The sequence below is a fragment of the Labrenzia sp. 5N genome (assembly GCF_012395805.1).
Classification (GTDB): domain Bacteria; phylum Pseudomonadota; class Alphaproteobacteria; order Rhizobiales; family Stappiaceae; genus Roseibium; species Roseibium algicola.
This window is the reverse complement of the sequence record NZ_JAAZTM010000005.1, coordinates 66,876-83,903: the sequence shown is the minus strand read 5'-3', so window position 1 is coordinate 83,903 and position 17,028 is coordinate 66,876. Positions and strand designations below refer to the sequence as shown.

12 protein-coding genes are annotated in these 17,028 nt (G+C 61.3%); 11 read left to right on the top strand and 1 reads right to left on the bottom strand.

From position 1 onward, the window contains the following. Positions 1-71: 71 nt before the first annotated feature. Positions 72-911, top strand: a complete 840-nt coding sequence (locus HEP89_RS07770; RefSeq protein ID WP_168691733.1) for a LysR family transcriptional regulator — start codon at positions 72-74, stop codon at positions 909-911. Between the two features lie 12 nt (positions 912-923). Here the strand turns inward: HEP89_RS07770 and HEP89_RS07765 are convergent, their stop codons facing one another. Beyond that, complete coding sequence (locus HEP89_RS07765; protein WP_023002376.1) at positions 924-1,832, bottom strand: LysR family transcriptional regulator; 909 nt, start codon at positions 1,830-1,832, stop codon at positions 924-926. A gap of 162 nt (positions 1,833-1,994) precedes the next feature. On the opposite strand from HEP89_RS07765, the gene HEP89_RS07760 reads away from it, so the two are divergent. The 10 genes from HEP89_RS07760 to HEP89_RS07715 all read left to right on the top strand — a co-directional run bounded on the left by HEP89_RS07760 (position 1,995) and on the right by HEP89_RS07715 (position 16,975). Beyond that, entirely contained in the window at positions 1,995-3,035 is a 1,041-nt protein-coding gene (locus HEP89_RS07760; RefSeq protein ID WP_168691732.1) for a hypothetical protein, read from the top strand. Then, on the top strand, positions 2,995-4,191 hold the full coding sequence (locus HEP89_RS07755) for an MFS transporter (protein WP_168691731.1): 1,197 nt from the start codon (positions 2,995-2,997) through the stop codon (positions 4,189-4,191). Before HEP89_RS07760 ends, HEP89_RS07755 begins: the two co-directional genes overlap by 41 nt. 82 nt (positions 4,192-4,273) lie before the next feature. Further along, on the top strand, positions 4,274-4,534 hold the full coding sequence (locus HEP89_RS07750) for a hypothetical protein (protein WP_023002373.1): 261 nt from the start codon (positions 4,274-4,276) through the stop codon (positions 4,532-4,534). An 88-nt stretch (positions 4,535-4,622) separates the two neighbouring features. After that, positions 4,623-6,149: a YifB family Mg chelatase-like AAA ATPase gene (locus tag HEP89_RS07745; protein WP_168691730.1), complete on the top strand. Its 1,527-nt coding sequence runs from the start codon at positions 4,623-4,625 to the stop codon at positions 6,147-6,149. Positions 6,150-6,188: 39 nt separating this feature from the next. After that, positions 6,189-7,313, top strand: coding sequence for an FAD-binding oxidoreductase (locus HEP89_RS07740; RefSeq protein ID WP_168691729.1), 1,125 nt, complete (start codon positions 6,189-6,191; stop codon positions 7,311-7,313). A gap of 98 nt (positions 7,314-7,411) precedes the next feature. Then, complete coding sequence (locus HEP89_RS07735; RefSeq protein ID WP_286201034.1) at positions 7,412-8,335, top strand: iron-siderophore ABC transporter substrate-binding protein; 924 nt, start codon at positions 7,412-7,414, stop codon at positions 8,333-8,335. Positions 8,336-8,623: 288 nt separating this feature from the next. Next, positions 8,624-11,083 (top strand): hypothetical protein, encoded by a 2,460-nt coding sequence (locus HEP89_RS07730; protein ID WP_168691728.1) that lies wholly within the window; start codon positions 8,624-8,626, stop codon positions 11,081-11,083. Further along, positions 11,080-13,164: a peroxidase family protein gene (locus HEP89_RS07725; RefSeq protein WP_168691727.1), complete on the top strand. Its 2,085-nt coding sequence runs from the start codon at positions 11,080-11,082 to the stop codon at positions 13,162-13,164. The genes HEP89_RS07730 and HEP89_RS07725 overlap by 4 nt, the downstream gene beginning before the upstream one ends. Positions 13,165-13,279: 115 nt before the next feature. Continuing rightward, a complete protein-coding gene (locus HEP89_RS07720) occupies positions 13,280-15,040 on the top strand; it encodes a sigma-54-dependent Fis family transcriptional regulator (RefSeq protein WP_168691726.1) in 1,761 nt (586 codons plus the stop codon). A gap of 135 nt (positions 15,041-15,175) precedes the next feature. Next, positions 15,176-16,975, top strand: a complete 1,800-nt coding sequence (locus HEP89_RS07715) for an NAD(P)/FAD-dependent oxidoreductase (RefSeq protein ID WP_168691725.1) — start codon at positions 15,176-15,178, stop codon at positions 16,973-16,975. Positions 16,976-17,028: the final 53 nt, after the last annotated feature.

Here is a 17,028-nt window from a genome sequence, read left to right as displayed (position 1 = left end):
ACACGCTGCCATGAAAGTCATTTCAGGAAAAATGATTGAAGAAGGAATTTGATATCTCTAATTTGGATAGTATGGACATCGTGCTTTTGAAAACACTGATGGCAGTCGCCGAGACAGGCTCCTTTTCGGGGGCTGCCCAGGCGCTGAACTGCGTGCAGTCGAACGTCACCTCCCGTATTCGGCGTCTTGAGGAACAATTCGGCCAGAAGGTCTTCCAGCGCAGCAAGGCCGGGGCCCGGCTGACGGAATTCGGTGAACAGGTTCATGCGCGCGCGATCGTGCTTCTGCAACAATTTGCGGCGGCCGAGCGCGATCTTCTGGAAGCTGCCGGGGCAGGTGCGCCGCTCAGGCTCGGCTCCATGGAAACAACGGCAGCCGTTCGCCTGCCCGCTCTTCTCAAACGTCTGAGAGACAAAAGCACAGCACCGCTTTCCCTGACGACCGGCCCGACCGCAGACCTGCTGTCAAAGGTGTGGGATCAGAAGATCGATGCCGCCTTTGTCGCCGGGCCTGTCGACAAGGCCAGGTTTCAGGCGGTTCGCGCCTTCAGTGAACAGCTTGTCTCCGCCATTGGTCCGGCCACTTCGGAGCAGGGCCCGCTGTTGGCCTTTCGCCATGGCTGCAGCTACAGGGCGGCGGCGCAGGCGTGGCTCGGCAGTATCGGCCAGAGCGACAGGGAAGTAACGGAAATGGGCACGCTGGAAGGAATTCTGGGCTGTGTGGAGGCCGGTCTCGGGTTCACGGTTGCTCCGGAAAGCGCCGTCCTGGGCTTTCGCAATGCCGACCAGTTGACGACGACCCCGCTCCCGCCGCCTTTTGGCGAAACCGTCACCTATCTTGTCTGGCGCGTCGACCGCAAACCGGTCGAGGCGCACAGGAAGCTGCTGGAAATCCTGGCAGAACGGGCCTGAGGCTTCAGGCCGTCAGACCACCCGCAAATCCGGCTGTATCTTGCCCGCCAGCGCCGAGCGCGGCGCAATGGCGTTCTGCAGGAGGTCGTTGAGATGCTCTTCCAGGTAATCGACGATGGGCGATTGCGTTGTCGACTGGGTGTAGATCGCGAGCTGTGTTGCCGGAAGCTTCGGAAAGCCATCCTGCTCCTTCAGGATCTTGAAGCCTTCCAGAATGGCTCCCGACGGCAGGCAGCAAAGGCCTGCACCCGACAGAACGGCTACCTGGGCGGCGGCAACGCTGGTGGTGGTGATGCGCTCGTACCACTGCCGTCCGGCGCGGGCGAGCGAACCGAAGGAGATTTCCCGGAAAGGGCAGGGTTCGGGAAACATGATCAATGGCAGCGGATCGGTTAGCGGGCAGTTGTCGCCAACCGCCCAGTGCAGCGGCTCCTCGAAAATCTCGACCGGCATCTGCTTGGTAGACGAGACAAGGGCTATTGCGAGGTTGATTTCGTTGTTGGACAGCATTTCGTGCAGTGTGGCGCTGTCGGCGACCGTCATCTCAAGTTTCACGTTGGGGTGAATGCGCACGAAATTGCAGAAAATCGATTGCAGCTGGCCGGTCGCATACCATTCTGGCAGGCCGACATGCACCGTGCCGGTCAGTTCCGGCGCAGACAGGCGCAACCTGGCTTCCTCGTGTGAGCGCAGGATTTCCGTGGCGTGCTGATAAAGGATACGCCCGGCGGGCGTGAGGTTCATTGTGCGCGCGCTGCGCTCGATCAGCGGTTTGCCGACCCGTTCCTCCAGACGCCGCAGCTGAGTGCTGACGCAGGGTTGTGTGCGGTTCAACCGAGATCCCGCATGTGTGACGTTGCCTGCTTCTGCAACAGCCACAAAGGCTTCCAGCAACTCGATATTAAAACGGCCTATGGTCATGTCCCTGCCTCCGTTTTAGCGCAAGACGACCTATGCGGTTTTCCGCCGGTCCAGCGCCACACAAGCATAACGTTCCATTATGGGGCGCTTCAATTATAAATTTAAGGGTCGGTAAAAAATCCCGTAATCCGAGAGTCTCTTTTGTCAAAACAGGTATCCGCCATGACTTTAGCGCTTTCCTATGGCCAGCCGGAGCATGGGCCAGATCACCAGACGACCGGCCCCCTTTCGCTGCAACAAAGAGTTCACAGGGCAATTGCCTGCCACACGGAATTCAGTCTCGATACGATCCTGACCCAGGACAACCGGGTGAAATACACAAACGAAGGCAGTTCGGAGACCGCAACCGGTCCTCTGGACGAGGTGTTTCAGCTGATGCGCCAGCTAAACGAGACCGGTATCGCATCGGACACGCTTGGCCGAATTCATGAAGACGGCAGGTCTTTTCGGGCGGCGCTGGAAGAAAGCTGCGGGCGGATTGCAACCGAGCTTGCAGGCGAGCGGCTGGTGTATGTCGAACTGGGTCCGGAGCCGGTCAAGACCGGGTTCATTCTCAAGACACTGCAGGGCCTGGGCGTCATCATAGATCGTTATATCGCCGTCGACATCAACCCGATGTCGGCTGCGCCGATGCGGGCAGCCCTCGCGGCGATCCTGCCGGACACTCCACTTGAGTTTGTCACCGCGCCTTTCGAGGCCTGCCGCCTGGAAGACATGATCGAAGACGATGCGCCGCCCGCCCTCGTGACAATGCTCGGTTTTCAGGAAGGCAATGACGATCCGGCAGTGGTCAACGGCTGGCTGCGGGACATTACCCGGCCAGGAGACTTGCTGCTGTCCGAAAGCCAGCTCTACACCATCGAACAGACCGACAAGATCTCCGGTTTTTACGCCCACCCGGCCATGCAGCGGTTTTCGCGCATCGCGTTCGAACGGGCGGTGGACCGCAGTTTGCCGACGCTGAATCGCTTCTTTTTGCTGCCTGTCGTGTTCGAGGATGGCCAGAGTGCGCAAGTGGCCATTCTGGCCGAGGAATTCGCGCATTCAATCAGCGGAAGAAACTTGCATGTTTCCAACTTCTGCCTGAAACTCACGCGCGATCAGTATCGCTCGTACCGGCAGGAGGGTGGCCATTTCGAAATATTCGGCGAGAGCTACACGGATGACCAAACACTTCACTTCCAGCTCTCCCGCCGGGTTTGAGATGACCTTGGCACAGACCCGCGGTCTTACTGCCGCGGGCCTGGCCATCGTCGCTGTCACCTACGGACTGGCACGCTATTGTTTTGGCCTGTTCCTGCCGGAAATCCGTCAGGAATTCGCGCTGTCGCCGGAAACGGTCGGCCTGATCGCCGGTCTGTCCTATCTGGGGTATCTGGCGGCGACTTTCGTCGGTTCCTGGCTGTCGACGGTGTTCGAACCGCGCTTGCCGATCCTGCTTGGCGGCCTCGCCGCCACAACAGGCATGGCCATGATCGCCCTGGCACAGACGCCGTTTGTACTGGCGCTTGGCGTCTTCGTTGCAGGAGCAAGCCCGGGCCTTTCCTATCCGCCTTTTTCCGATGTCATCGTGCGTCATACGGAACTCAGCCGGCAGAACAGCGTCTATGCCTGGATCAACTCCGGCACCGGTTTCGGCGTTGCCTTTGCCGGGCCGCTGGCTCTCTTCGCCGGTGGTGACTGGCGGCTCGCCTGGCTGGTTTTCGCGGTTATCGCCTTCAGTGTAACGATCTGGAACGCAGCCACCTTGCCCAGGCGCAGCGTGCATCTGGAACATGCCCGTCCCAGGGTGTCCGTCTGGATCCTTATGGATCGGACAGCGCGCGGACTGTTTGTCGCGGCATTTCTTTTCGGCATCGTCACCGCCGTCTACTGGACCTATGCCGTCGAACTCCTGACCATGCTGACGGGCAATCCTCGAGACGCAATCCTGTTCTGGATCGTGTTGGGCATTTCGGGCGTTACCGGCTGCTTCGCCGGTGGTCTTGTCGATCGCTGGGGTTTGCAGGCTGCCTATCGTGTCCTGGCGGTTCTGGTCGGGACCGCAATCGGCACTCTGCCGATGCTTGTGGAAACAAGACTCGGGATCTACGTGTCAGCGGCTTGTTTCGGCGTCGGTTTCATCGTGATGACCGCCCTTTTCGGCATGTGGAGCATGAGGCTGTTCCGGCAGGCACCGTCCATCGGGTTCGGCTTTACCTTCTTCCTGATTTCCCTGGGGCAGGGGGTCGGGCCCGTGCTGAGCGGCTTTCTCATTCCGGTTGTCGGCCATTCGGCGCTTTTCTTTGCAGCCGGGCTTCTGTGCTGCGGCCTGGCGGGCTTTGCGGCCGGAAAGCAGACCGAAGGGGTCAGACCATAACAGCGGGTTATGGTGGCCAACGCCCTCATAACCGCTATGTGCTGGCCTTTCCCGGAAATTGCAAGCATGTTGGCAGCACGCTATGATTGATGAACAGAATGCGATTGGATCGATGATACTCACCGCCGCCAACACCGCCGGGGCCAAGCTCGACATGGAGCTGTGTCGGGCCCTCTATGAAAAAGACCCGGACCGTCTCCTCGAACTTGTGTCCGACTGGCTGGAAACCAACGGTTTGCAGCCGAGTGAAGACTTTAAGGTGCCCGCTTATCTCGATGCAGTTCTGACCCGTGCCAACTTCACTGTTGCCAGCGGAAGCAAGCTGCGCGTGCTGGTCTCCTGACCGGACTGACCCTGTCTGTTCCATATTTGTTCTTGCGTCTTTTATCGACATATGCTTCGTTGACCTGCATCTGTAAGTAGAGGTGAATATGGTCAGCCGGATCACGACGGTCGCGTTTCGGGGCATCGAGGCAGTTCCGGTAGACGTGCAGGTACATGTCGGGCCGGGCATGGTTGCCTTCACCATCGTCGGCCTGCCGGACAAGGCTGTTGCAGAAAGTCGGGAACGAGTTCGCGCGGCGCTTGCCGCTTCAGGCCTGGCGCTGCCGGCCAAACGCGTCACAGTCAATCTCGCCCCTGCCGACCTGCCCAAGGAAGGCTCGCATTACGATCTGCCGATCGCGCTGGGCGTTATGGCCGCCATCGGCGCCATACCGGCTGAATTTCTGGAAAGATACGTTGTTCTCGGCGAGCTTGGTCTCGACGGCACGCTTGCGCCTGTTGCCGGTGTCCTGCCGGCCGCCATGGGCGCCAACGGCATCGGCAAGGGCCTCATCTGCCCGGAAGCCAGCGGCGGCGAGGCTGCCTGGGCCGACGCAGACATGGACATTCTCGCGCCCCGCTCGCTGATCCAGCTCGCCAATCACTTCAAGGGAACACAGGTGCTCTCCCGGCCGGTGGCCCGGCTGCGCGGCAATGCCGGTGTGCTGCCGGACCTTGCGGAGGTCAAGGGACAGGAAAGCGCCAGACGGGCGCTGGAGATCGCCGCTGCCGGCGGGCACAACCTGCTGATGACCGGTCCTCCCGGCTCCGGCAAATCCATGCTGGCGCAGCGCCTGCCGTCCATCCTGCCGGCCCTGACCCCGCGCGAGCTTCTGGAAGTGTCCATGATCGCCTCGCTTGCGGGCGAGCTGGCCGAAGGCAAATTGACCGATCGACGTCCCTTCCGCGCGCCGCATCATTCCGCTTCCATGGCCGCCCTTGTCGGTGGCGGGATGCGCGCCCGGCCCGGTGAGGTCTCGCTCGCCCATAACGGAGTGTTATTCCTCGACGAGCTTCCCGAGTTCAATCCGCAGGTTCTCGACAGTCTGCGCCAGCCGCTGGAATCGGGCGAAGCGGTAATTGCCCGCGCGAACCACCGGGTCACCTATCCGGCCCGCATCCAGCTTGTCGCGGCCATGAACCCCTGCCGCTGCGGCCATGCGGGCGAGCCGGGCCACCAGTGCCGCCGGGGCGAGCGCTGCGTCACCGACTATCAGGCCCGGGTGTCTGGACCGCTGCTTGACCGGATTGACGTCAGGATCGATGTTCCGGCCGTTACGGCGGCCGACCTGATCGGTCCTGCGGCCAGCGAACCGTCCGCCGTCGTGGCCGCTCGGGTCGCTGAAGCGCGCAGGATCCAGGCAGAACGCTTCCTGGAACTTGGCCTTGCCTGCCGCACAAATGCCCAGGCACCTGCATCGATTGTCGAAACCATGACACGGCCAGATGACAAGGGGCTCGCTTTCCTGCGCGATGTTGCCGAGCGTCTTGCCCTGAGCGCCCGCGGATATCACCGCGTCCTCAAACTCGCCCGCACGCTGGCCGATCTGGACGGTGCGGATCAGGTTGGCCGCATTCATCTGGCGGAGGCCTTGAGTTACCGCGGCGAAGACATGTCCCGCAAGGCGGCGTGACAGCGTTGACCGTGACACCGCGAGGGATTGTCTGACGCAATGACAGCAGACGTCATCATCATCGGCGGCGGTGTTGCCGGGCTGAGCGCGGCCTGTTTTCTGTCCGAGTTTGCGCAAGTGACGCTTCTGGAGCGCGAGCCGGCGCTGGCAACGCAGTCTTCAGCCCGCACGGCAGGGCAATTCACGGCCGGCATTTCCGCCAACACAATGCGCGCACTGGCCGCGGCAAGCCGTGCGTTCTTTCAGGCGCCGCCGCCGGGGTTTTGCGAGCAGACGCTTGTCGCGCCCCGCGGCTGCCTGACGGTTGGGCGTGAGGAGCATCGGCCTGTTCTGGACAGGCTGATGGCAAGGCTGCAGGAGGCCGGGTCGGACTGCCGGTTTGTCGACAGACAAGAGGCTTTGGCCCTGTTTCCGGCCCTCCGGCCGGAACGGGTTCATGCGGGTGTTTTCGAAGCAGATGCGATGGATATCGATGTCGATCTGCTGCTGCAATCCTATCGCAAGGTGGCGGCTGCCAATGGCGCTCGCTTCGTCTGCAAGGCGGAAGTCACTTCCATCCGGCGGATTGCCGACACATGGCAGGTGACGGCCGGAGACCGGACGGTGGCGGCGCCCGTTCTGGTCAATGCGGCCGGGGCCTGGGCGGACCGGATTGCGGATCTTGCCGGTGTCCCGGCGCTTGGCCTCAAGGCCTTTCGCCGTTCGGCCTTCACGTTTCCGCTTCACCGTCAGGACGCCGGTGTCTGGCCACATGTCACGACGGCTGATTACACCTGGTACGTCCATCCGCAGCCGCACGGCTTCACGGCGTCACCGGCAGAGGCCGATCCTGTTTCTCCGGGAGAGGTTTATGCAGATGACCTTCGCCTTGCAGAGGCGATCCATCATATCGGCATCGACACCGAGCTGGCCGTGCCGCGTCCATCCGCAAGCTGGGCAGGATTGCGCACGTTTGCGCCTGACCGAAACCCAGTCTGCGGCGGATTTCCCGATCATCCGGGTTATTTTGTCAGCGCAGGCCAGGGCGGATGCGGGGTTCTGACATCCCCGGCGATGGGCAGGGCACTGGCGGCCCTTGTTGCCGGCCGGAACCTGCCGGGTGATCTGTCCGCCTGCGGTATCACACAGGACCAGCTTGCACCCGGACGGTTCCTGCAGGCCTGAGCTTCTTCATTTGACAATGACGGCAATTTCCAGGAAAAAATTCCTCAAGCCAGTCGGGGTTCGGCAAGCCAGATAACCTGTAATGCCGGAGATACCCCTTGCGTTTTCTATCCAGCCTTTGTTTTTTCGCAGCCCTGTTGCCAACCTTGTTGCCCGGCGCCCTGTCCGCTGCCGAGATTACCCATGCCATGGGCACCACCGAGGTGCCGGACACTCCGCAGAAGATTGTCGTTCTCACCAACGAAGGCACCGAGGCAATGCTCATGCTGGGCAAGACGCCTGTTGGGGCTGCGTCATCCTGGTATGGCGATCCCTGGTACCCGCATCTGGGCGACCGGATGGCCGGAGTTGAAGTTGTCGGGACGGAGCTTGCGGTCAACCTGGAACGGCTGGCCATGCTCGAGCCGGATCTGATCCTCGGCAGCAAGAAGCGGCACGAGGAAATCTATCCTCAGCTCTCCGCCATTGCGCCCACGGTGTTTGTGGTCAATGCCACGGATTTCAAGGACAACATGAAGCTCTATGCCAGCTCGGTCGGTATGGAAGCGGAAGGCGAGGCGCTCGTCAGTGCCTATGAGGCCGACGTTGCCCGGTTGCGCTCAGCCCTCGGCGAGAATGCCGGGGACACGGTTTCCGTCGTCCGTTTCGTGCCCGGCCAGCTTTACGTTTATCGCCATGACAGTTTCTCCGGTGTTGTGCTGAACGACATCGGTTTCAAGCGGCCCGAGGTACAGGCGCAGGACGGTCTGGCTCTTGCCGTGGGCAAGGAAAGCATCCCGAACATGGAAGCCGACCGGATGTTCTACCTGACATATGACACCGGCAATGGAGAGGGCACGGCCCTGGAGGGCGAGACGCTGAAAGACCCTCTCTGGGCCAATCTGGAAGTCGTCAAGACAGGAAACGCCCACAAGGTCGATGACGGTGTCTGGGCAACGTCGCAGGGTATTCTTGCAGCCCGCGCAATGCTTCAGGACATCGCCCGGATCTACGGGACGGATGTCGACCTCAGTTCCAACTGAACTCCTTTGAGGCAACAGGGCCCGGATCAAATGTTTTGACCCGGGCCACCTTGCTGTCCCGAGCGTCTGGCACGGAGCAGAAATGATTGCCGGAACGAAGAAATACAACCCGGTGGCCAAATCAGGTTGTATTTCAAAAGGATGCCGTCACACCACCGTGACGGACAACGGCCGGAAACCTTCCCTTCCCTGAAAATAAAAGCTAGCCTTACGTAAGGTAATTAAACGCATCGGCAGTTGAAGAGCCGGTCCATGCGTTTGACCCACCAACGCGAGAGGGCGGGCTGAATGGCCTCGAGAGAACCGGCACGGCCGGGCAAATCGGAAACCGGTGGAGACGCGGGGCTGATCGACAGCATCGCCCGTACCAATGTCGAGGCCATTTGCACGGTTCCCGGTCTGGCCCGCCGCCCACAGCACCCGAAACATCACGGCTGTGTCCGCGCCCGCTTCAGTATCGGCGAAGTGCCGGAGGACTTGCGTCACGGTCTCTTCGCCTTGCCAGGCACATATGACGCCCTTGTCCGGTTTTCCAACGGCCGCCAACTGGATGACCGGAAGCGGGATGCCCACGGCATGGCCATCAAGGTGCTGGGCATCGACAGGGAGTGGCTGTCGGCTGAAAACCCGGACGGCAGGGTGCAGGATTTCATTCTCGTCGACCATGAAACCTTTTTCACCGGTGACCTCGGCGACTACGACGACATCAACACCCTGGTGCTGAAACGCGGTGTTGCCCGCCTGAAGCCCTTGTCCCGGCTTCTGTTCACGGGCTTCTATCTCTTCGGCAGGATCCGGGCCTTTGTCTCTCATCGCCCCGTGTCTCCGCTTGCAAGCCGATACTTCAGCACCACGCCTTATCGGCTTGGCGATCTTCTGGTGAAATATACCGCAACGCCAAGGCCGGTGCCGGTGGATCCGCCTGAGGTCCGGTCCGGACGCGATCAATTGGCCGTCGCGCTGAGGGAAACCCTGATCCGTTGCCCGGTCACTTTTGAATTCGGCGTCGATGTGCAGATAGATCCGGCCGCGCAGCCGATAGATGATCCGTCGATTGCCTGGTCGGCGGTGCCGGGCGCGCGTCACGAAAAGCTGGCGACGCTGGAAATCTTTCAGCAGGACGTCGATCAACACGCCCCACTGGCGGAGAACATCGCCTTTTCACCCTGGAACAGCCTGCCGGCGCACGAGCCCGTCGGCGCCATCAACCTTGCCCGGCGACAAGCCTATGAGAGTGCCGCTTGCAAGCGGCATGAAGTCAATGGCGTTGTTCCACCCGTCTTTGCCGGCATTCCGGAAAGCTACAAGATGCAACAACCCTCCGTATCGCCCAGAAACGACGGCATGCCGCTTTGGTTGGCGATTGTCGCGGCGCTGCTGCTGATCACCTGCCTGGTCCTGGAAGGCAAGCGCCTCACAATCAAGCCGGGTCCGCCACAAACCTTTGACAATCCGGTCGCCGAATTCAAATACGGTTCCATCGGCGCCGAATGGGACGGTTTCCCCTATATGGTCTGGCGCGAACTGCCGGCAATTTTCAAGGACGAGCTGCCCGAAGGCTGGCGCACATTCGGCTTCATCGAGGAACCGGGACAGGAACTTCCGATCGGCTTCAGCATCCGGCGCGTCGGTGTGCCGAGGGTCGGCTTCAATTGCGCCACCTGCCACAGCGCGGAAGTCACCGCAGGCGGCAACACCATGTTGTTGCTGGGTGCACCTGCCGAAATGCTCGATATCCAGTCCTACATCCTGTTCCTTGGCTACGTTGCCGCAAGCGACAAGCTGACGGCGGATGCGGTGATTGAAAGCGCCGCGCAGGCCGGCAGACCTCTGGGCCCAATCGACCGTCTTCTGGTGCGCACCATTCTGGTACCTGGCATCAAGGACCAGGCCGATGGACTGGCGACCGCTTTCAGCTGGATGAAGGTAAAACCGCAGCATGGCCCCGGGCGCACGGACGCGGGCAACAACTGGCGCGCACGCTGGGGCTATGGCCCGGAAAAGGACGAGGCGGTCGGAACGGTCGACTTTCCCTCGGTCTGGAACCAGGGCATCCGCGAGGGGGGCTGGTTCCACTGGGACGGCAACAACAATTCGCTGATCGAGCGCAACTATTCCGCCGCCCTTGCCGGCGGCGCCAAGGAATGGCTGCTGCAACGCGGGCTGATCGATGCCCAGGCGGAATGGCTGCGGGACCTGCCACCGCCCGCCTACCCCTTGCCAGTCAATGCAGAGATGGCAGCAGACGGCGCCGCGATTTACGAAAGGGAAGGCTGCGGCACCTGTCATGACCCAGGAGGCGAGAGCTTCGGGCAGGTCACGCCGCTTTCGGACCTTCAGACAGACCCGGCACGATCTGATCTCTTCGACGAAGCCTTCGTCAGCCGCTTCGGCGATGTCGGCAAGGGGTACACCTGGCGGTTCTCGCACTACCGGGCAACGGACGGCTATGCAAACACGCCGCTGGACGCCATCTGGGCACGCGGGCCTTATCTCCACAATGGTTCCGTGCCGACGCTTCGGGCGCTTTTGTCAGCGCCGGAAGACCGTCCAGCGACCTTCTATCGCGGCTGCACGGATTTCGATCCGGTGGACGTCGGCTTTGCCTGCGAAAGTGGCTTCCTGTTCGACACGCAGCTGACCGGCAACGGCAATGGTGGACATCTTTACGGCACCGGTCTTCCGGACGGCGAGAAATCCGCACTGATCGAATATCTCAAATCCAAGCAATATGCGGGGCGGTCATGAGGCTTAGCGCATCCTTCAAGGGAACGTTTCTCGACATCATCTGCCTGCTTGTCGGGACGATCATGGCCTATCGCGGCGTCGAGGAATTCTTCCGCTACGATTTCGATCCGATACACATGGTCCTCGGGCTGGCGCTGGGGGCCGGCGCCTATGCCAACTGGCTCATGTTCCGGCGGCTGCGCATCGGTTACTGGATCTTCATAGGTGGCAATGTGGTCGTCGCCTTTGTGTTCATATTCGTGCTGCAGGATGTCTGGCACCACCACGTCTGGCCGCATATCCTCTATGCCCTGGTGTTTGTGCCGTTTCTGGATCAGCTCGGCGTCCGCTCTGAACGGGACGTTCTGCGGGACCCGTCGCTCCACAAGCGGATCCTCGGTTTCATCGGCGGCCAGGCACTGAAACTGGCCGAGGCCTTTCCCGCCCTCGTCCGGCTGGTCAAGCGTTGCGGTCCGCTCAGCCGGGTGATCAACCGTCTTGTCATCAACGGCATCTCGAACGCGCCACCCGGTCGTCCGCTCCCGCTCTCCCTCTGGACACCGCATGATCCGGAAACGCATCTGGAAATGGTTGCGGGCCCAAAGGATCCGGAAAAGACCACCAGCACCTTCGCCAGCTGGCCGGGTCTGGTCGACCGCCGCTACACCGGCCGGCACCTGCCACCCGTCGATCAGGATTTTGTCGATGCCCTGCCGGAAGTGCCGAGGGTGGCGGAACTTTACCGGCGCAAGGCGATGGTCGAGAGCGACACCAGCACGCTGTTCTGCTTCTTTGCCCAGTGGTTCACCGACAGTTTCCTGCGCACTCATCCGCTGAACAAGCGGCTGAACACCTCGAACCACGAAATCGATCTTTGCCAGATCTATGGTCTTGGCGAGGAAACCACCTCGTTTTTACGGGAAGGCGCTTTTCTGAAGTCCCGGCAGACGTCCGTCGGCGAGCTGCCGCCGCTGCTCGCGGGCCCGGATCTGGCAGTCAAAGCCGAGTTTGCCGGCATTCACTTCATGCCCATGTGGGCAACGACCTTCCTGGGAGCCGATCCGGAATGGGGCGCGGCGAAAAAGCTTCGGGAACTCCTGGCCGGTATCGGGGATTGGGCCGTCACGCCGGAGCGCTGGAAATGCCACTATGCGGCCGGCCTGGAACGGGCCAATTCCACGATCCTCTACAGCGCGCTCAACACGATCTTCCTGCGTGAGCACAACCGTCTCGCGCGTGAAATCGGCAAACGGAACCCGCACTTCGGTCCGGACCGCGTCTTCGAAACGGCCCGCAACATCAACATCGTCAAGCTGCTCAAGGTCATCATCGAGGACTATATCAACCACCTTGCCAATTCGCCGTTCAAGATCTTCGTGGAGCCTGGCGATGCGGACAAGCGCCTGTGGTACCGCACCAACCGGATCTCGCTGGAATTTGACCTGCTTTACCGCTGGCATGCCATGGTTCCGGATCGGTTCCTGTTCCAGGGTGAGGTACTGGAAAACGAGAATTTCCGCTTCAACAACACGATCATCGAAAAACACGGCGTCGAGGCGGTCATCGATGCGGCGGCGAGCCAGCGGGCAGGCAAGCTGACCCTTCACAACACCCCGTTCTTCCTGCAAGGCGCGGAAGAGCGCACGCTGGCGTTTGCCCGCAGGTTCCGGCTCGCCCCCTTCAACGCCTACCGCGCCTCCTGGAAGCTGCGTCCGTACGACAGTTTCCTGGAACTGACCGGAGGCGACGCCGGTCTGGCGGGAGAGCTGGAAGCGCTTTATCCCGACTGGAACGGCGTGCGCGGCATCGATCGGGTCGATCTTCCCATCGGACTGCTGGCAGAAGACCAGATGCGGGCGCGCCCGCTGCCGCCCCTGCTTCTGGCGATGGTCGGCTCCGACGCCTTCTCCCAGGCACTCACCAACCCGCTTCTGGCAAAGAATATCTTCGGTCCGGAGGTCTTCACCGAGTATGGCATGACGGAAATCGAGGCGACGTCTACTTTCCAGAACATTGTCGATCTCAACGTTGCCGCCAACGCCAGAAGGCCGAATGCGAATTTCACTATCAACAAAGACACGCTTCTGACCTGGCCAGGCTGATATCCCTGGCCGGCTTCCCCGCTGCACAAGCTTTACGAACGCAGAATTGCGCCGGCAAAATTTGCAAAGCCTGCCCGAAAGGCTATCGTGAAGTGCTGTGTCAAGGGAGGATGACATGCGCGACCTTGAACATGTGAGTGAAATCGACCGCGTATTGAAGGGGTACGAGACCGGCAGGGATGGGCTGGTGTCGGAAAGCTGGCGGCGCTGTGTCCAGACGTACGGCATGGATCCGGCGCGTCCGGAACCGGCACATATCGTCACCGAGCAGCAACTGCGCGAACATCAGGAGCAGTCCGAGCGGTTGATCGCGACGGCTCGTTCCGGCCTGCGCACCCTGTTCAAGCAGGTGGCCGGGCACAACTACGTGCTACTGCTGGCCGATGCCAAGGGTGTGTGCGTCGACTTCTTCGGCGATCCGCGGTTCGAGGACGATCTCCGGCAGGCGGGCCTTTATCTCGGGTCCGACTGGTCCGAGGATCTGGCGGGAACCTGCGGTGTAGGCTCCTGCATCGTGACGGGGGAAGCTGTCACGATCCACCAGAGCGATCACTTCGGGCTGTCGCATACACCGCTGTCCTGCACGGCGGCCCCCATCTACGACACCTGCGGCAAGCTGGCGGCGGTTCTGGATATTTCCCTCCTGCGCTCCCCAAGCCCTAAATCGAGCCAGAACCTCGCGATGAACCTGGTGAAGGCTTCCACCCGCCGGGTCGAGATGGCCAACCTGATGGCGACCACGCGCAAGGAATGGGTCTTGCGCTTCTCGACATCGCCGGAGTTTCTGGAAGTTGATCCGGAAGCCGCCATCGCCCTGGACGACAGCGGACGGATAACGGGAATGACGCACGGCGCGCTCGCGTGTCTGGCCCCGACCGGCTCCACAGACCTCATAGGAAGCCGGATCGACATGTACCTGGACCTCGATGTCGACGATCTGCCATCCCTGATGCGAGGCCGCCCGGCGGAAGATCGGGTTCTGCGCCGGCGCGACGGTGGTGGGTTATACGGTCATGCCATCGCTCCGCAAGCCGCACGCATGGCACGCAGCCCCGTTTCCGGGACCTTGCCCACGCCGCTGCGCGGCATCTGCGGGCAGGATGCGACGCTGTCGCAGGTGGTGTCGAAAGTTGCCCGGCTTGCACCAACGCAGGTTCCCATCCTGCTGTCTGGTGAAACCGGAACGGGCAAGGAATATCTGGCAAGAGCCATCCATGTTCTGGGTCCGGCCGACCGGTCGTTCCATACGCTCTGCTGTTCCGCCCTGAAACCGGAAAAGGTCGGCGCCTTGTCTGATGCTGCAGCCGGAACGCTGTTCCTGCGCGGGATCGAAGATCTTGACATGGCGGGCCAGGCTGCCTTGCTTGCCTTGCTGGAACATCGAAGTGACCTTCGCGTGGTCGCCACCACGCGGCAGGATCCGGCAGGTTCCACAAGCATCCGCGCATTGCGGCCGGAACTCTATTTCAGGCTTGCCGGGTCTCTCATCCGAATCCCGCCGCTCCGGCATCGCCAGGATTTCGACTGGCTGGTCGATCGTCTGCTGCGACGCTCTCCGCGGGACCTGCGCCTGTCACCTTCGGCACGCGCCGAACTCAGCGGCTGGCATTGGCCGGGCAACATCCGTGAACTCGCGACCTTGCTGGATGTCGCGACAGCGCTTGCAGAAACCGATGTGATCGACCTTACCGATCTGCCGCAGGCGTCTCTGTCCAGACGCGTCGAAACCGACCCGAAACAGGATCTGGAAGCACTTCTGGACGCCTGTGGCTGGAACATGTCCCATGTCGCCCGAAGGCTTGGCGTCAATCGGTCGACAGTGCTCCGGCGGATGCGCTCTCTCGGCCTGGAGCCACACCCCAAGCCGCGTGCATGACTATCTGTTGCGTCCTGTTGCGTGCGCAACAGCAAACGGAGTTTCTATCCCTTAACGTCATCAATTGACGGGCGTTCCATGGAAAAATGCAGGGGCGCTCTGCATTGTTTCCTCCATAAACAGGGAGGAACTGGAATGCTCGACAAACCATTGGTTCACGAGACCGAGACTTTTCTCAACACTTTCGGCAAGGCGCTGGAAGACGGCAAGATCGATGCTGCAACGGACATGTTCCTGGACGATTGCTACTGGCGGGACCTGATTGCCTTTACCTGGAACATCAAGACCGTCGAGGGCAAGGATCAGGTCAGCGACATGCTGGAAAAGCAACTGGCCTCCACCGGGCCGAGCAACTGGCGCATCGCGGAAGGTGAAATACCGACGAAAGAGGGCGATGTCGTCACGGCCTGGATTCAGTTCGATACCGAACGGGCCCGCTGCTTCGGCCTGATCCGGCTGAAGGGCGGCAAGATCTGGACCCTGCTGACAACCATGGCCGAGCTGAAGGGCCATGAGGAGCCAAAGGGTTTCAACCGGCCGCTGGGGGCCAAGCACGGCGCCAGCAAGCACCGCACCAGCTGGAAGGAGGAGCGCGAGCGTGAACTGGCGGACCTCGGTTACAAGACCCAGCCCTATTGCCTGATCATCGGTGGCGGCCAGGGCGGCATCGCGCTCGGCGCGCGCCTGAGGCAGCTCGGTGTGCCCACCATCATCGTGGAAAAGAATGACCGGCCCGGCGATAGCTGGCGCAACCGCTACAAGTCCCTCTGCCTGCACGATCCCGTCTGGTACGACCACCTGCCCTACATCAAGTTTCCGGAAAACTGGCCCATCTTCAGCCCCAAGGACAAGATTGGCGACTGGCTGGAAATGTACACCAAGGTCATGGAACTGAACTACTGGACCCGGACCGTTGCCAAATCCGCAACTTACGACGAAGCAAAGAAAGAATGGACAGTCGTCGTGGATCGTGACGGCGAGGAAGTGGTTCTGAAACCGAAACAACTGGTTATGGCAACCGGCATGTCGGGCAAGGCAAACGTTCCGAAATTCCCCGGCATGGACACCTTCAAGGGTGACCAGCATCATTCGTCCAGACATCCGGGGCCGGATCAGTATCGCGGCAAGAAGGCAGTCGTGGTCGGCTCCAACAATTCGGCGCACGATATATGCGCGGCGCTTTGGGAAAATGATGTCGATGTGACCATGGTGCAGCGGTCCTCCACCCATATCGTGCGCTCCGACACCCTGATGGATGTTGGCCTCGGCGCGCTTTACTCGGAAGAGGCGGTCCGGTCCGGTGTGACGACGGAAAAGGCGGACCTGATCTTCGCCTCACTGCCCTACCGGATCCTGCACGAGTTCCAGATCCCCGCCTATGCGGAGATGAAGAAGCGGGACGCGGACTTCTACGAAGGGCTGGAGAAAGCCGGGTTCTGGCTGGACTGGGGCGACGACGAAAGCGGCCTTTTTCTGAAATACCTGCGCAGGGGCTCCGGCTACTACATTGATATCGGCGCCAGCCAGCTGATCATCGACGGCGAGATCAAGCTGAAGCGTGGCCAGGTCGCCGAGATCGTGGAAGACGGTGTCATTCTGGACGATGGCACGAAACTGGAAGCGGACGTGATCGTCTATGCCACCGGCTACGGTTCGATGAACGGCTGGGTTGCCGACCTGATGGGCCAGGACATGGCCGACAGGGTTGGCAAGGTCTGGGGCCTTGGTTCCGACACCACCAAGGACCCGGGCCCCTGGGAAGGCGAACAGCGGAACATGTGGAAACCGACCCAGCAGGAAGCGCTCTGGTTCCACGGTGGCAATCTGCACCAGTCGCGCCATTACTCCCAGTATCTGGCGCTACAGCTGAAAGCGCGGATGGAAGGCCTGCCGACCCCGGTCTACGGCCTTCAGCAGGTGCATCACCTGTCCTGACCGGAAACGCGGACAGAACCTGACCAAATGGAAGAGCCGGGGGAAATGTCCCC

Excerpts from the sequence above, each read along its gene's own strand:
- HEP89_RS07770 (WP_168691733.1), top strand. The coding sequence starts at position 72 with ATGGACATCGTGCTTTTGAAAACACTGATGGCAGTCGCCGAGACAGGC.
- HEP89_RS07715 (WP_168691725.1), top strand. The coding sequence starts at position 15,176 with ATGCTCGACAAACCATTGGTTCACGAGACCGAGACTTTTCTCAACACT.
- HEP89_RS07760 (WP_168691732.1), top strand. The coding sequence starts at position 1,995 with ATGACTTTAGCGCTTTCCTATGGCCAGCCGGAGCATGGGCCAGATCAC.
- HEP89_RS07765 (WP_023002376.1), bottom strand. The coding sequence starts at position 1,832 with ATGACCATAGGCCGTTTTAATATCGAGTTGCTGGAAGCCTTTGTGGCT.
- HEP89_RS07725 (WP_168691727.1), top strand. The coding sequence starts at position 11,080 with ATGAGGCTTAGCGCATCCTTCAAGGGAACGTTTCTCGACATCATCTGC.
- HEP89_RS07750 (WP_023002373.1), top strand. The coding sequence starts at position 4,274 with ATGATTGATGAACAGAATGCGATTGGATCGATGATACTCACCGCCGCC.
- HEP89_RS07720 (WP_168691726.1), top strand. The coding sequence starts at position 13,280 with ATGCGCGACCTTGAACATGTGAGTGAAATCGACCGCGTATTGAAGGGG.
- HEP89_RS07755 (WP_168691731.1), top strand. The coding sequence starts at position 2,995 with ATGACCAAACACTTCACTTCCAGCTCTCCCGCCGGGTTTGAGATGACC.
- HEP89_RS07740 (WP_168691729.1), top strand. The coding sequence starts at position 6,189 with ATGACAGCAGACGTCATCATCATCGGCGGCGGTGTTGCCGGGCTGAGC.
- HEP89_RS07730 (WP_168691728.1), top strand. The coding sequence starts at position 8,624 with ATGGCCTCGAGAGAACCGGCACGGCCGGGCAAATCGGAAACCGGTGGA.
- HEP89_RS07745 (WP_168691730.1), top strand. The coding sequence starts at position 4,623 with ATGGTCAGCCGGATCACGACGGTCGCGTTTCGGGGCATCGAGGCAGTT.